This window comes from Paenarthrobacter sp. TA1.8 (genome assembly GCF_048595705.1).
GTDB lineage: Bacteria > Actinomycetota > Actinomycetes > Actinomycetales > Micrococcaceae > Arthrobacter > Arthrobacter nitroguajacolicus.
In genome coordinates this window covers 1,088,455-1,102,793 of record NZ_CP184287.1, presented here as the reverse complement: position 1 = coordinate 1,102,793, position 14,339 = coordinate 1,088,455, and the positions used below count along the sequence as shown (strand labels likewise).

General features: G+C 61.9%; 15 protein-coding genes. 6 read left to right on the top strand and 9 right to left on the bottom strand.

The window, feature by feature from the left end:
* Positions 1-24: 24 nt before the first annotated feature.
* Together ACNAOT_RS05355 and ACNAOT_RS05350 are read right to left on the bottom strand one after the other, a co-directional pair.
* Positions 25-246 carry a hypothetical protein gene (locus tag ACNAOT_RS05355; protein ID WP_091465705.1) on the bottom strand — a complete coding sequence of 74 codons (222 nt, stop codon included), beginning with the start codon at positions 244-246 and terminating at the stop codon, positions 25-27.
* A 101-nt stretch (positions 247-347) separates the two neighbouring features.
* Positions 348-1,289 carry a LysR family transcriptional regulator ArgP gene (locus ACNAOT_RS05350; protein ID WP_420180301.1) on the bottom strand — a complete coding sequence of 314 codons (942 nt, stop codon included), beginning with the start codon at positions 1,287-1,289 and terminating at the stop codon, positions 348-350.
* Between the two features lie 68 nt (positions 1,290-1,357).
* On the opposite strand from ACNAOT_RS05350, the gene ACNAOT_RS05345 reads away from it, so the two are divergent.
* The 4 genes from ACNAOT_RS05345 (at position 1,358) to ACNAOT_RS05330 (ending at position 4,718) form a co-directional block, all read left to right on the top strand.
* The gene (locus ACNAOT_RS05345) at positions 1,358-1,987 is read left to right on the top strand and encodes a LysE/ArgO family amino acid transporter (protein ID WP_420180300.1); all 630 of its coding nucleotides are present in this window, start codon (positions 1,358-1,360) and stop codon (positions 1,985-1,987) included.
* Positions 1,988-2,076: 89 nt separating this feature from the next.
* Complete coding sequence (locus ACNAOT_RS05340) at positions 2,077-2,787, top strand: response regulator transcription factor (protein WP_024819794.1); 711 nt, start codon at positions 2,077-2,079, stop codon at positions 2,785-2,787.
* A 3-nt stretch (positions 2,788-2,790) separates the two neighbouring features.
* Positions 2,791-4,287 (top strand): sensor histidine kinase, encoded by a 1,497-nt coding sequence (locus ACNAOT_RS05335; protein WP_420180299.1) that lies wholly within the window; start codon positions 2,791-2,793, stop codon positions 4,285-4,287.
* Positions 4,288-4,427: 140 nt separating this feature from the next.
* Positions 4,428-4,718: a WXG100 family type VII secretion target gene (locus tag ACNAOT_RS05330; protein ID WP_091465698.1), complete on the top strand. Its 291-nt coding sequence runs from the start codon at positions 4,428-4,430 to the stop codon at positions 4,716-4,718.
* Between the two features lie 144 nt (positions 4,719-4,862).
* On the opposite strand, the gene ACNAOT_RS05325 is transcribed toward ACNAOT_RS05330, so the two are convergent.
* The 5 genes from ACNAOT_RS05325 to ACNAOT_RS05305 form a co-directional block, all read right to left on the bottom strand.
* Complete coding sequence (locus tag ACNAOT_RS05325) at positions 4,863-5,909, bottom strand: ribonuclease HI family protein (RefSeq protein ID WP_091465697.1); 1,047 nt, start codon at positions 5,907-5,909, stop codon at positions 4,863-4,865.
* Between the two features lie 237 nt (positions 5,910-6,146).
* Positions 6,147-7,772: a chaperonin GroEL gene (gene groL / locus ACNAOT_RS05320; RefSeq protein WP_089593895.1), complete on the bottom strand. Its 1,626-nt coding sequence runs from the start codon at positions 7,770-7,772 to the stop codon at positions 6,147-6,149.
* Between the two features lie 324 nt (positions 7,773-8,096).
* The gene (locus tag ACNAOT_RS05315) at positions 8,097-8,300 is read right to left on the bottom strand and encodes a cold-shock protein (protein WP_011773737.1); all 204 of its coding nucleotides are present in this window, start codon (positions 8,298-8,300) and stop codon (positions 8,097-8,099) included.
* Between the two features lie 172 nt (positions 8,301-8,472).
* Entirely contained in the window at positions 8,473-9,093 is a 621-nt protein-coding gene (locus tag ACNAOT_RS05310) for a LytR C-terminal domain-containing protein (RefSeq protein ID WP_420180298.1), read from the bottom strand.
* A gap of 49 nt (positions 9,094-9,142) precedes the next feature.
* Entirely contained in the window at positions 9,143-9,478 is a 336-nt protein-coding gene (locus ACNAOT_RS05305) for a DUF3263 domain-containing protein (RefSeq protein WP_420180297.1), read from the bottom strand.
* A 109-nt stretch (positions 9,479-9,587) separates the two neighbouring features.
* Here ACNAOT_RS05305 and ACNAOT_RS05300 point away from each other — a divergent pair, with 109 nt between their 5' ends.
* Positions 9,588-10,355: a uracil-DNA glycosylase gene (locus ACNAOT_RS05300; protein WP_420180296.1), complete on the top strand. Its 768-nt coding sequence runs from the start codon at positions 9,588-9,590 to the stop codon at positions 10,353-10,355.
* Positions 10,356-10,539: 184 nt separating this feature from the next.
* On the top strand, positions 10,540-11,379 hold the full coding sequence (locus tag ACNAOT_RS05295) for a siderophore-interacting protein (protein WP_420180295.1): 840 nt from the start codon (positions 10,540-10,542) through the stop codon (positions 11,377-11,379).
* A 58-nt stretch (positions 11,380-11,437) separates the two neighbouring features.
* Here ACNAOT_RS05295 and ACNAOT_RS05290 read toward each other — a convergent pair whose 3' ends face one another.
* Positions 11,438-12,925, bottom strand: coding sequence for a threonine/serine ThrE exporter family protein (locus ACNAOT_RS05290; protein WP_091465688.1), 1,488 nt, complete (start codon positions 12,923-12,925; stop codon positions 11,438-11,440).
* Positions 12,926-12,952: 27 nt separating this feature from the next.
* Positions 12,953-14,269 carry a peptidoglycan bridge formation glycyltransferase FemA/FemB family protein gene (locus ACNAOT_RS05285; protein ID WP_420180294.1) on the bottom strand — a complete coding sequence of 439 codons (1,317 nt, stop codon included), beginning with the start codon at positions 14,267-14,269 and terminating at the stop codon, positions 12,953-12,955.
* Positions 14,270-14,339 lie beyond the last annotated feature (70 nt).

Below are 14,339 nucleotides of genomic sequence, written 5' to 3'. Positions count from 1 at the left end.
TGAGCTGGATGGGAGGCTTGTGCCTCAGGCGACCATCCGGCTGGTGACCTCAATTTTGACGTGGTCCACCACGGCCCAGCCGTCCTGATCGCGGAGTTGGGCACTGGCGAACCGCTCGGCTGCGGCCAGATCCTCAAAATCCTCTCGCCGGATGCGGCCGGAATCGGTGTCCAGGTACGTCACGTGGAACTCGACGTCACTGTCACGGTGCTGGTGGATGCTTGCGGGAGCTGCTGTGTTTGCCATGTTTAAAGTGTGGAGCGGGGCACTGACATTTTTAGAAGCATCCGTGGGCGTGTTCGGATTCCGATCACCCAAGACTTCCACCACCCAAGACTCCCACCGCTTCAGGGTTTCCGTAGATACAGCGCTGAAACGTCACGGACGGTTTCGCTGAGCACATCAAGCACACGGGACGCCGTTCGCCAGCGTTGCCAGTAGAGCGGCACATCGATGGGATGATCGGGGGCGAGCTCGATCAGCCTGCCGTCGGCGATTTCCGGTCCGCATTGAACTTCCGGGATTAGCCCCCAACCGAGTCCCAAACGGATCGCGTCGCCGAAGTCCTGGGAAGCCGGGACGTAATGACGAGGTCCTTTCCGTTCCGGAAGCGGCTCCCCCTCAGCCTTGAATGCCGACTGCACAAAGGCCCACTGGTACGTGTCCTTGCGGTCGAAGTCCACGGTGGTGGCGGCGTTGAGCGCGGCCCCGGTCAAGCCGCTTCCCGAGTCCAGTCCCTCCCACAATTCCGGGAACCAACGGTCCACAAAATGCGGTGCCGCAACCGCGCGGTACCGCATCACCCCGAGGCTCTCCACCCGGCACCCTTGCACAGGCTCTGGCGTGGCGGTGACGGCAGCCATGACCGTTCCTGAGCGCAGCAACGAAGTGGAGTGTTGTTCGTCGTCCCGGTGAAGGTCGAAGGTGACATTGAGGTCTGCGGGAACCTTGGCCAACGCTTGGAGGAACCACACCGCCAGCGAATCCGCGTTGACCACGATCGGCACAGCCAACTGCGCCCCGTCGGCGCCCAAGCCCATTTCCCGCCCGGCGTCAGCTTCCAGTTGTGCCACCTGCCGCGCAAGTCGCAGCACAACCTCGCCTGCTTCAGTAGCTTTGGCAGGGTTGCTGCGTTGCAACAGCACGCTGCCAGTCGACTGCTCGAGCGCCTTCAACCGTTGGGAGACGGCCGAAGGCGTGATGTGAAGCAAGCGCGCAGCAGCGTCCAGCGTGCCCTCGGAGAGGACGGTAGCAAAGGTCAGCAGCTGCTCGGAGGGAAAGTGGGGCATAAGAGCATCTTATGTTGCGTGAGAATCTTTAGCTGGTCTAAAGATGAGGATGAACGTAATTTTCAAGGGTGAACCTTACTGACTTCTTCCACTCCGCAGGCCTGGGCATGGCCACCGGGCTCGCCCTCATCGTCGCCATCGGAGCCCAGAACGCTTTCGTACTCCGGCAGGGAATCCGCGGCGAGCACATCGTCCCTGTCGTGGCGGTATGCGCGTTAAGCGACGCCGTCCTTATCGCTGCCGGCGTCCTTGGCACCGGCGCCCTTATTACGGCAGCTCCGGACGCCGTCGTCGTTCTTCGCTACGTGGGGGCAGCCTTCCTGGTGACGTACGGCGTCATGGCCGCCCGCCGGGCGTTGCGCCCGCAATCACTGAAAAGTGAAGGGCCGGTCCACGATGGCGCAAAGCGCAGTCTCACTGCCGCCGTCACCACCGTGCTGGCACTGACATGGCTCAACCCGCACGTCTACCTGGACATAGCCCTCCTCGGCTCGATAGCCAGCGCTCAAGGAGCGCAACTGCAATGGTGGTTCGGTGCCGGGGCCATGCTGGGCAGCATCGTATGGTTCGCCTCCCTTGGATTCGGGGCACGCTACCTCCGCGGTTTCTTCGCCCGGCCACTGTCTTGGCGATTCCTGGATGGCGGCATCGCAGTGACCATGGTGGCGCTGGGAACCGGGCTAGCGTTGGGGGCCTGAGCCCGGACAAATTAACTGGACGCAGCCACGCAGTCCGCTCACATGCAGCATCCAGTGAACTCCCAGATTCTGGGAGCATCATGGATGTCATGAAAAAGAACGGTCCCGAAGCCAAGCTTCTCGTTGTCGACGACGAGCCCAACATCCGCGAGCTGCTGTCCACGTCGCTGCGTTTTGCAGGCTTCGAGGTCGTCGCGGCCGCCAATGGTCGCGAAGCCCTCGCCGCGGCCGATCTCCACTCTCCGGATCTGGCAGTCCTGGACGTCATGTTGCCGGACATGGATGGCTTCACGGTGACCCGGCGCCTCCGCGCTGCCGGGAAGCACTTCCCCGTCCTGTTCCTCACAGCGAAGGACGACACCGAAGATAAAGTCACGGGCCTTACTGTGGGCGGCGACGACTACGTCACCAAGCCCTTCAGCCTGGACGAAGTGGTGGCCCGCATTCGCGCAGTCCTCCGCCGCACGCAGCCGTTGGAGGACGACGACGCCGTTATCCGGGTTGACGATCTTGAACTCGACGACGACGCCCATGAGGTCCGCCGGGGTGGCACCGTGATCGAGCTGTCCCCCACCGAGTTCAAGCTCCTGCGCTACCTCATGCTGAACCCCAACCGTGTACTCTCCAAGGCCCAGATACTGGACCACGTCTGGGAGTACGACTTCAACGGCGACGCCTCGATCGTGGAGTCCTACATCTCCTACCTCCGACGCAAAGTGGACATCGATCCGGATGCCGCGGCCCTCATTCAGACCAAGCGCGGCGTAGGCTACGTGCTGCGAACGGCAGAGAAGCGCTGACCCTTGCTGCTTCGCTGGAAATCGGCGTCCCTGAGGTCGCAGCTCGTCGCCATCATCATGGGCCTGCTCCTGCTTGCCCTGGCGGCCACGGGCGCGGGAACGCTGACGCTCGTCAAGAGTTACCTGCAGGGCCAGGTGGACGACAAACTCAAGGCCGCCGTTGCTTTGGCCCTGGACCAGCAGTCCTTCGACAAGCTGGCCCCACCCAACCCGGCGACTGACGAGCCAGCCCAGCCGAACCCGGAGGCTCCCACCGAATCCGCCGTGCCCACAGACTACTCGCTGACGTTGTACGTGCCAGGCTTCGCACCTTATCCCTACGCGGGCAGCCAAAGTGATCGTCCCGCAATCGCCAACATCACCCCCGCTGAAGCGAAGCTCCGCGGCAACTCCCCCTTCCAGGTCAAGGGCACGGCCGGTACAAACTGGCGGGTGGTGGCCATTGGCGTCAGATCCGATGGTGGCCAGAACGGCGTCATGATCATCGGGCTGCCGCTCACTCCCGTGGACAAAGTTATGGAGCACGCTGTCCTGGTAGTTGTAGGCGTCGGCCTCTTGACGCTCGTGTTGGCGTTCTTCATCGCCACGTGGACTGTTGCCCGCTCCTTCCGTCCCCTCGCCAAGGTGGAAAAGACAGCTGCGGCCATCGCGGCCGGTGACCTGTCCCGCCGCGTGGAAGTGGACAATCCCCACACCGAGGTTGGCCGCCTGGGCGGTTCCCTTAATGCCATGCTTGCCCACATCGAGGCTTCCTTTGCTGCCCGCGCCGCTTCCGAAGGGCGCATGCGCCGCTTCGCAGCGGACGCCTCCCACGAGTTGCGAACGCCCTTGGTGACCATCCGGGGCTTCTCTGAGCTATACCGTCACGGGGCCTTGGCAACCAAAGAGGATGTGGCGATGGCGATGGGCCGGATCGAAAGCGAAGCCAAGCGCATGGGCTCCATGGTGGAAGACCTGTTGATGCTGGCCCGCCTTGATGAACAGCGTCCGCTTCAGCTCAAGCCTGTGGACCTGCAGCTCCTTGCACACGATGCCGTGGTTGACACCAAGGCCTCATCCGGAGACCGGAGTATCACGCTCACAGGGCTCGACGGCGCCGCCCCCACTGCCGCGCCGGTCCAAGGTGACGAAGCCAAACTTCGGCAAGTCATCGGGAACCTCGTGGGAAATGCGCTGCGGTACACGCCAGAGGGAAGCCCCATAGAACTGGCCGTCGGTGTTCGAACCACCCCCAGCGGTTCAGTTTCCGTCATCGAAATCCGCGATCACGGGCCAGGCATTCCGGAGTCTGAAACCAACAAGATCTTCGAACGCTTCTACCGTGCGGACACCTCGCGGACCCGCGAGACGGGCGGCAGCGGCCTCGGTCTGGCGATTGTTGCCGCGATCGTCGGTTCCCATGGCGGTACGGTCCAAGTGGCGGACACCGACGGCGGCGGTGCCACGTTGGTGGTCAGCCTTCCGTTCCACGAGGAATCGTCCGAGCTCCTGTCCACCTAACGCGCCTTATCCAACTAACGCCTTTATCCACATAGCGACGAACACCCATTTTGCGGCTGCGGGAGGCTGCCTAGGCTCGATGTTGTAGCCACGCATCCCCGCCGCAAACCGCGGAACCTCTTCGTCGAAAGGCACCACCCATGAGCGTCATCTCCGTCGATACCGAATTGCTCCAGCTCAAATCAGCCAACGTCAAAGGAACTGTTGATCGCATCAGCTCCGATGTGCAGACCATGCGGCGTGGCCTGGAGGAACTTGAGGCGACCTGGCGGGGAACAGCTGCCACGAATTTCCAGGCGCTTGTCCTGGAGTGGTCGCTGACGCAAAGCAAGGTCGAGGCTTCCTTGGCTTCCATCAACATTGCCTTGTCCTCAGCTGCCACGAGCTATCTGGAAGTGGAACAAGGAAACACCCAGCGCTTCACGTACTAGCTGCCCCGCCCCGGTCCTCCCTCACCCATGAACTCCTGCGGGGCTGGCTGACTTCCCCCCTGTGCAGCCGCCTCGCAGGTCATGAGGGATTTATCTCCGGGCTTAGGTTCCCGGGCTTAGGTTTCCGGGGTTAGTTCTCGGGGCCTATTTCTCGACAGTCCCTTGGTGGAACCGCAGCCGCCATTGACCGCGGTCGAGCATCCAGACGGAACTGCGGAGCGCCGAGCCCGTGTGCGCGAAACTACGGTAGTTCAGCAGGATGGTGTTGTCGCTGAGCCTGTCTGCGCTGAGCAATTCGAGTTCCGTCGGTTCACCGGGGTCCTCTTCCAGCGCCATCATCATGGCGTCCCGTGTCCAAAACCTGCCCGAGCTACCGATCTCCGCGAAGTCAGGGTGGAGCAGAACACCGATCCTGCCGATGTCCGCCCTCACGTCCGGCCTCAGCAGTTCCCGTTCCAACGCCAGAACTGTGTCCTCAGCTGACAGTTGCTGCGCCGACGCGTCATCTTCCAATTCGCTGAAGAGATCGGCTTGGCCAAAGATGCCGGACTCACCAAAGAGCGTGGGCTCAAAGTGCGGACGGGAGCTGCGGTCAACCTTGGCGGGTGCGGAACCAGCGCTTGCCGACGAGACGCCGGCGGCAGCGCTTGCAGGGACCGGCTCGGAGGAACGGGTTTGTGCTGCGCGGGCTTCCGTTTGCGGCTGAGATCCAAGCTGTTCCTGCGCACCCGGGAACCCGGGGCCAGCACGGTGCGCTACACCCTGCTGGTAGGCCGTCGCAACAGCGCGTGCGCGCTCATCGGCGGCTTCGTTGAGGTCGTGACCAGCGTGGCCCTTTACCCATTCGAAGGTGTATTTTCGGCCGACGATCGCTTGGTCGATGTCCTTGAGAAGGTCCACGTTCAGCACGGGCTTGCCGTCGGCCTTCCGCCAGCCCTTCCGCTTCCAGCCCGGCATCCACTTGGTGATGCAGTTGATGACGTACTGACTGTCGCAAAGGATCAGCAATTCTTCTTGTGGCACGTGGGCCGTCGACCGAAACAAGTCAAGGACGGCCATCAATTCGCCCTGGTTGTTGGTACCGTGCGGCCAACCTCCTGCTCGCCAACAGGAGTCGTCAACATACCAGGCCCAACCGGCCGGCCCAGGATTACCGAGGGCGGACCCATCGGCGGCAGCAATAATCGTCATGGGGTTAATCCTGCCAGACCCCACCGACACTAAAACCGTGATAGCACCCAACTGAGTCGCAGTACAGGGCGTTATGAGGGCTCAAAAGGGCATCATCTGCTACCTACTTGGGTCTGCAGCCCTGACGTACAGCTTTGACGAGGGAACAAAACGGCGGCCCCCACCAAAATGGTGAGGGCCGCCGTCGTGATGCTGTTCAGCGTGATGCCGGGCGCTGTATTGCTACAGCCGGGTGGCTTAGAAGCCGCCCATGCCGCCCATGTCGTCGCCACCAGCAGCCGGAGCGTTCTTCTCGGGCTTGTCGGCAACTACGGCCTCGGTGGTCAGGAACAGACCAGCGATGGAAGCAGCGTTCTGGAGAGCCGAGCGGGTGACCTTTACGGGGTCGTTGACGCCGGCCGCCAGAAGGTCTTCGTAGACACCCGTGGCAGCGTTCAGGCCGTGGCCCGAAGGCAGGCCGCGAACCTTGTCCACCACGACGCCCGGCTCGAGGCCAGCGTTGAAAGCGATCTGCTTCAGCGGTGCGTCAATGGCAACCTTGACGATGTTGGCACCGGTTGCCTCGTCACCCTGCAGGGTGAGGTTAGCGAATGCCTTGGCGCCTGCCTGGATGAGGGCAACGCCACCACCGGCAACGATGCCTTCTTCAACGGCAGCCTTTGCGTTGCGGACTGCGTCCTCAATGCGGTGCTTGCGTTCCTTGAGCTCAACTTCGGTTGCGGCACCGGCCTTGATGACTGCAACGCCGCCGGCCAGCTTGGCCAGGCGTTCCTGCAGCTTCTCACGGTCGTAGTCCGAGTCGGAGTTCTCGATCTCGGCGCGGATCTGGGCCACGCGGCCTGCGATCTGCTCGGCGTCGCCGGCACCTTCAACGATGGTGGTCTCGTCCTTGGTGACAACAACCTTGCGGGCGGTGCCGAGGAGTTCCAGGCCAGCGTTTTCGAGCTTGAGGCCAACTTCTTCGGAGATGACCTGGCCACCGGTGAGGATGGCGATGTCGGCCAGCTGGGCCTTGCGACGGTCACCGAAGCCCGGAGCCTTGACGGCAACGGACTTGAAGGTGCCACGGATCTTGTTGACGATCAGGGTGGCCAGGGCCTCGCCCTCGATGTCTTCGGCGATGATCAGCAGCGGCTTGTTGGACTGCATGACCTTCTCCAGAACCGTGACGAGTTCCTTCACGTTGGAGATCTTGGAGTTGACGATCAGGATATACGGGTCTTCGAGGACCGTTTCCTGGCGCTCTGCGTCAGTGACGAAGTAAGCGGAGATGTAACCCTTGTCGAAGCGCATGCCTTCGGTGAGTTCGAGCTCCAGGCCGAAGGTGTTGGATTCCTCGACCGTGATGACGCCTTCCTTGCCCACCTTGTCCAGGGCTTCGGCGATGAGGCTGCCGATTTCCGGGTCGCCGGCGGAGATGGAAGCCGTAGCTGCGATCTCTTCCTTGGTTTCGATTTCCTTGGCGGAGGCCAGCAGTTCGCTGATGACTGCCTCAACGGCCTTCTCGATACCGCGCTTGAGGGACAGCGGGTCGGCGCCGGCGGCAACGTTGCGCAGGCCTTCCTTCACCAGTGCCTGGGCGAGAACGGTTGCAGTGGTGGTACCGTCGCCAGCGACGTCATCCGTCTTCTTGGCAACTTCCTTGACCAGTTCTGCACCGATCTTCTCGTAAGGATCGTCCAGCTCGATCTCCTTGGCGATGGAAACACCATCGTTGGTGATCGTCGGGGCGCCCCACTTCTTTTCGAGGACGACGTTGCGTCCACGCGGGCCGAGGGTGACCTTGACGGCGTCTGCGAGGATGTTCAGGCCCCGCTCGAGGCCGCGGCGTGCCTCTTCATCAAATGCAATGATCTTGGCCATAACGGCGGTAGTCCTTTCGGGACAGTCGTTAAGAAGGTACCTATCAGATGGGGTGCCCGCGACGGACGGTCTTTCGCTTGGGGCCTCTGTATGCCCCGCGCTCCGGACCTCACCCCACCAAGGTGTTTCTTGATCCTCCGCCGGCCCGATGCCTGTCCGCCGCCGGGGTCAACCGGGCCGGACTTAGCAGTCGAACCATAGGAGTGCTAAATCAATAATTAGCACTCGACCGGGGAGAGTGCAAGCAGAGATGCCACTTTGCTCTATAAACAAAGGGCTTTCAGCCATGGGCTGACAGGAATGGGCGTAGACGCCGCCATCGAACTACGCGACGCGGACGCCTTCGGCTTGCGGACCCTTCTGGCCCTCCCCCAGTTCGAACTCAACCCGCTGGCCTTCTTCGAGGGCGCGGAAGCCATCCATCTGGATGGCGGACCAGTGCACAAAGACGTCGTCGCCGGATTCATCCACAGTGATGAATCCGTAGCCTTTTTCGGCGTTGAACCATTTGACGGTTCCCAAAGCCATGATGCCCACACTTTCGCAGTAGCCAAGACCGGTAGCCGGGATCTCCGTACCGGAATTAGTCCACTGTAACCACTGTCACTAGCGCCGCGCTGCCGTGGAGGGGCAGGGCACCACTTTTGTTATTGAGGCTTAACCGAGTTGGAGCATTTTAGCTCAGGAACGGGCTCAATGCCTACTGGTAGCCGGGCCCGGCCACAACCACCAGCGGCTGTTGAACCTCGGGCGTTTCCACGATCGTCTGGATGCCCAGCAAGGTGCCCAGCGCTTCCGCGTTGGCCTTCTGCTCCGGAGCGTTGTAGAAGATCACGGACGTCTGCTGTGGCAGTCCGCCCCAGTTTCCTACAGTGCTCAGCGCCCAACCGTCGCCCTGGACGAGGCCTGCCACCCGTCCGGCCAACCCTGCCGTCCCGGCGCCGTTGTAGACGGCCACAGGAGTGGCCTTGTCCACCGGAGGCGACGACGGAGTAGCGGAAGGAGATTCCGAGGGCGTCGGTTCGCTGCTGGGTTCGCTGGAAGCGGGCGGCGCACTGCTGGATTCGGTGGGCGCAGCGGACGGTGCCGCAGACGTCTGCAGCGGCGCCGGCGTCGTGGTGTTGGACGAAGCGCTGGGTGCTACCAGCCCAAGGTTGGGGAGGATGAGGAATGCCACGAGCCCGAGCACCAGGGCCACCGCCCCAACGGTCAGGACCGGCCACAGGGTGGGGCGTGCAGTCTCTTGGGCGTCGCGGTGAACGCCTTGGCGGGACGTGTTCTGCGGAACCTGGTCGAATTCGTCCTTGGCATATTTGGTCATGGTGAAGCGGTGTCCTTGCTGGTTGCTGCTGACAGATCAGCCTGGCGATTTACGCGTCGGACCCCAAGCGACGTGCAGTCCTCGCACGCTGGCGGGACGTACGTAGTCTACGCAGTCTCTTGACGAGCATGGGATCGTGGGCCAACGCATCCTCGGTGTCTATGAGCGCGTTCAGGATCTGGTAGTAGTGTGTGGCAGAGAGATCGAACAGCTCGCGGATAGCCTGTTCCTTGGCTCCGGCGTACTTCCACCATTGCCGCTCCAGCGCCAGCATCTGCTGGTCACGCTCACTCAGCGGCGAGTCACTGCGGGTCTCGGCCGCGAGGTCCTCAAGGGCAAAGCCTGTTGCCTCGGACGCCATCGGTTCCGGTGCGGGTTCTGCCACGGCACACTCCTTCGACGCTCGTTGGGGGAAAATGTCCTACCCCCATGTTACGGGCGAATAACAACGGTGTCATTCGCAAGTCGTACGGCGCGCGGGAGACAATGGCCCGGTGACTGGCGAGGATGCACTCTTTGATCTTGAACCTGCTGATACTACTGACCCGGGTTTCGCCGCCCTGCTCAAACAGCCGCTGGATGAGCTGGTGGCTCCCGATTGGGCCGATGCATTGCGCCCGGTTGAAGGCCAGCTCCGTGAAGCCTTGGACTACGTAGCGGCCCAATCGGCCAACGGCGCCCAAGTTCTGCCGTCTGCAAAGAACCTGTTGCGCGCCTTCAAACAGCCGCTGGCCGACGTCAAAGTGTTGATACTCGGCCAGGACCCCTACCCAACCCCGGGCCACGCCATCGGGTTGTCGTTCGCCGTTTCCCGCCCTACCCGACCCATTCCCCGGAGCCTCGCCAACATCTACCGCGAACTCCACGACGACCTCGGACTCCCGCCCCGCGTCCACGGCGACCTCAGCGCTTGGGCGGAGCAGGGCGTCCTGCTCCTGAACCGCGTCCTCAGCGTCGAAGCGGGAAACGCCGGCTCCCACCGCGGCAAAGGTTGGGAAGCAGTCACGACGGCGGCGGTCACCGCCGTCGCCAACCGCACTGACGGCGCCGGGCGGCAGAGTCCGCTGGTGGCGATCCTGTGGGGCAAAGATGCCCAGGGCGTGGTGCCCCTGCTGGGAGGGGCACCGTCCATTGTCTCGGTCCACCCAAGTCCACTCTCTGCATCCCGAGGATTCTTCGGCTCCAAGCCCTTCAGCCGGGCCAATGAGCTGCTCATTGACTTGGGGACTGAGCCCATCAATTGGGAATTACCCGTTCTGTAACTTTTTCAAGCCCAACGCTCTCTCACATCCCACCCCCTTCAAGCCCAACGCTCGTTCACATCCCACCCCAAACACGCGGGATGTGAACGAGCGTCCGGCCCGAACACGCGGGATGTGAGCGAGGGTCTGTAACCTTCGACTCATACCCAGCCGACGCGCAGGAAATTAGCTTAGGCTTACCTTCATGACTGCTCTCCCCGTCACTTCGTCCGCCTCACGCAAAACCCGTCCGCAGGTGAACCTGACCGTCCTGCGAAATGAACGCCTGTCACCGCACATGGTGCGGATTGTGGCGGGCGGACCTGGTTTCAGCGACTACGCGAACAACGAATATGTGGACCGCTATATCAAAATCGTGTTTCCGCAGCCGGGCGTCGAGTACGAACTCCCGCTGGACTTGTGGGCCATCCGCGAGACCATGCCCCGTGAGCAGTGGCCGCACACTCGCACGTACACCATCCGCTGGGTAGACCTGGAAGCACAGGAACTGGCCATCGACTTTGTGGTGCACGGTGACGAAGGACTGGCCGGTCCTTGGGCCGCCGCCGCCAAGCCCGGCGATTCGCTGATCTTCACAGGTCCAGGCGGTGGGTACAACCCCGCCCCCGGGGCCGATTGGTACTTGTTCGCCGGCGACGACGCCGCGATACCGGCCATCGCAGCCTGCGTCGAGGCACTTGCTCCTGAAGCCCGCGGAACGGTGTTCCTTGAGGTGGATAGCGAGGCCGACATTCTTCCGATTTCCGCCCCTGCCGGAGTGGAGTTGCACTGGCTCCTCCGCAAGGGCGTTCAAGCGGGTTCCAGCGAGCTGCTTCTTGACGCCCTTCGCACCACCGAATGGTTGCCCGGACGCGTGGACGTCTTCGCCCACGGCGAGCGGGGCTATATGAAAGGACTCCGCGAGATCTTCTTCGTGCAGCGCGGCTTGGAGCGTTCGCAGGTCTCACTGTCCGGCTATTGGGCGCAGGGTCGCGTAGAGGAAGTTTTCCAAGCAGAGAAGAAGCTCCCAGTGGGACAGATCTAGCCTCAGTCCTTAAAGCCGAACGGCGCCGCCTCCTGGCGGCGCCGTTCGTTTTTTGACGTTAGCGCCTGCGTACCCTGCGCCGCTCGTTGCTGGACAGACCCTTCGTCAGGGGCCTGGCCAGGTTGTCACCGAGCACGATGCCGGCCGCAACGCCCAGCACAATAGCGCCGGCGTTGAGCATGCCACCCGCACCCAGCAGTATGTTGCCGCCTTCAACGGTCAGGGCGTACATGGAACGGAAGATCGTCAGACCGGGAAGCAGGATCAGCGCGGCCGGGACGGCCACTACAAGTTGCGGAGCACCCAGCTTGAGCGCCACGACGCGGCCCAGCAAGCCGATAACCACCGCAGCGACGGCTGGCGACAAACGGTCGCCGAGGCCGGCTTCGCCAACACCCCACAAGACGAAGAAGCCCACTATGCCCACTGCCGCCGTCGGGAGTAACAGCCGCATTTGCGTCTGCTCGGTGACTCCGATGGCGACCACCGCTATAGCAATAAGGACTGCTTGAATCCACAAGGGATACGCGTCGGGGAATGTCTGGGTGACGTCCAGGACTGCGCTGCCCATCAGCGTTCCAACCACTACTGCGACGCCAATCCCCGCAACGATTGCGCCGAAAGTGAGCAACGTCGAGAGGAAACGACCCGCGGCCGTTACCGGGAAGCCGTTGATGGCGTCTTGTACCGATGAAACAAGACGGCCCGTGGGGAGAAGCAGCAGGATTCCACCCGCCACCACAATGGATGGCGCAATTTCCACACCTGCCCAACGCAGCATCAGCGCGATGAAGGTGACCAGGAACGCGCACGCCATGGTGTTGAAGAAGTCAGCCGTCCGCCATCTGGCAAGTTGCCGGGAGAGCAGGCTGATCAGGATGTTGGAACCAAAAGCCACCGCGGACGCACCGATGCCACCACCCAGGACACCCACGAAGACGGCGGCGAAGATGCCGAAGGCCATGGTGACCATCCACCGTGGGAAGGGTTTGGCACTGCGGATGATTTCATTCAACCTGCGCACGGCTTCGTCACGGCCCACTCCCCCGGCCACGATGTCCGTGACCAACTGGTGAACTTGGGCAAGGCCAGCGTAATTGTTGGTCCACGAGCGCACCACACGGAGTAGCGTGATGGGCGTCTGGTCTTTAGGCGCGTAGTTGATGGCCACCGACTGGTTGGTGATGTCCACTTCCACGTTCTTCAAGCCAAGGGCAGCCGTGACCGCAATCATGCTGGTCTCCACCTCAAGGGCGCCCGCACCGTAACGGAACATCACTTCGGCCAGATGAAGGGCGAAGTCGATGGTCTTGCGGGCCGAAGCGTCCACACCCACCACCTGGATGGTGGGGTTGGCGTAAGGACTTCCGGCCAACCGGTCCACGATGTTCATGGGCGCCGTCGGCGGGCTGTCACCTTGAACCAAGCGCATCAGCATGCGTTTGGCGTTGACGTTCTGCCGGACCTGGGACGGCCGCAACGGCTGGGTCTTGGGCAACCCGTCGGTATGGGGCCTGTTGGCGGACCCGTCGGGGCGTTCAGTCACGCGGTGATCCTCCCTTGGCTTGTGTGATTAGCGGTTCCTCCGAAATTTTCCTACTACCGGCAATTTCTCAAGTGGCAATCGTCCCAGTACTGTCTGGGCAACCCCTGCAAACTTCCTGACCGCACGGTAGCCGTGGAAGACGAGCGGGTTCACCGGCGCGACGAAATCACCCACCAACTGGACCACCTCGCCACCGAAGCCCTTCTTGAATTCGTACCCGCCGTGCCCGGTCTCATCCTGGCCCTGGATGCCGAACGTCCCGTAGAAGTTGTAGCGCGAATAACCATTGTTCAGGGCGTGCAACATCATGCCCCAGTACAAGGACGTGGCGCCGTTGAAATAGATGTAGTCCTGAACCGTGCCACCAATGACGCACACCAGCTCGTCACCGGAGCACGCAAAATGGATGGCAGCCACCGTAGCGACACCGACGGAATCGGGGAAACGTTCAATGTCCTTGAGGCTGCGCTCGTAGCTGTCCACGAGGTCCTGGACAACTTTGATGCGGTTGGCTTTCTTCTTGCTGCCGGTCTCCTCGACCTCACGCTTAAGGTCTGCCAAGGTCTTGGATTCGGCATCCAGACGCTCCGTGATGGAGGCCCGATATTCGGGAATGTTGATCTTGGCCATCATGAGCTTGGTGAACTCGTCCGAAGTATTCCGGAGGAGTTGCTCGTAGTACTCGCGTTCGCGGTACGTGAAGCCCTTCTCGTCGCCGGCTGTGCTCAGTGCGTTGTAGAACTCATCCAGCGTTTCCAGCGTGGCCTGTTCCAGGTAGACGCCGTTCTTCTCGGCTTTACGGATGGCCTTGCGGGTGCGGTAGTTCATGCCCATGATGAGCTCTTCGGAATCAGCGATTCCGTCGAGTTGCTTGATGAACATCCAGTTGATGTTGGCGAAGTTCATGTCGAAGCCTTGATGCTTGAAGCCCAGGCCTTCGAACTCCTTCAGTAGTGGACGGTTGTCCTCAACTTCAGGGTGTTCGGCGCCCTCTTCATCACGCGCAATGTACCGGATGTTGGGAGAGATACGCAGCTCTGCAGCTTTCTTCGAGGCCGCATGCTTTTTCAACTGCTCGACGACGAAGCGCACCACGGCGGGGTCGCTGTAGTCCATCAGGGGCCCCTTGGCGCAATCTGCGGTTTTGTAGCCCAGGCGGTTGGACGAGTAGACAAGTTTCCCCGCAGCAATGAGGCTGTCGCCGCGCGTCACGCCAAAAAGCTCCACTTCCTGGCCACGGGCACGCTGGAAGCGCGTGAGGTCCATGGACTGGATGAAGCTGCCCTGGGGATGTCCCTTGGCGAATGTCTCGAAATCAGCATCACTGAGAATCACGAATTCCATGTCGGTTCCAGCCTCGATCGGAGTCAAAGAAATTACCTCACCTATAAAGTAGATTGCACCCGTTGGTGGC

Coding starts and splice junctions, on each gene's coding strand:
- ACNAOT_RS05355 (WP_091465705.1), bottom strand. CDS start 246: ATGGCAAACACAGCAGCTCCCGCAAGCATCCACCAGCACCGTGACAGT.
- ACNAOT_RS05350 (WP_420180301.1), bottom strand. CDS start 1,289: ATGCCCCACTTTCCCTCCGAGCAGCTGCTGACCTTTGCTACCGTCCTC.
- ACNAOT_RS05340 (WP_024819794.1), top strand. CDS start 2,077: ATGAAAAAGAACGGTCCCGAAGCCAAGCTTCTCGTTGTCGACGACGAG.
- ACNAOT_RS05330 (WP_091465698.1), top strand. CDS start 4,428: ATGAGCGTCATCTCCGTCGATACCGAATTGCTCCAGCTCAAATCAGCC.
- ACNAOT_RS05325 (WP_091465697.1), bottom strand. CDS start 5,909: ATGACGATTATTGCTGCCGCCGATGGGTCCGCCCTCGGTAATCCTGGG.
- groL (WP_089593895.1), bottom strand. CDS start 7,772: ATGGCCAAGATCATTGCATTTGATGAAGAGGCACGCCGCGGCCTCGAG.
- ACNAOT_RS05315 (WP_011773737.1), bottom strand. CDS start 8,300: ATGGCTTTGGGAACCGTCAAATGGTTCAACGCCGAAAAAGGCTACGGA.
- ACNAOT_RS05310 (WP_420180298.1), bottom strand. CDS start 9,093: ATGACCAAATATGCCAAGGACGAATTCGACCAGGTTCCGCAGAACACG.
- ACNAOT_RS05295 (WP_420180295.1), top strand. CDS start 10,540: ATGACTGCTCTCCCCGTCACTTCGTCCGCCTCACGCAAAACCCGTCCG.
- ACNAOT_RS05285 (WP_420180294.1), bottom strand. CDS start 14,269: ATGGAATTCGTGATTCTCAGTGATGCTGATTTCGAGACATTCGCCAAG.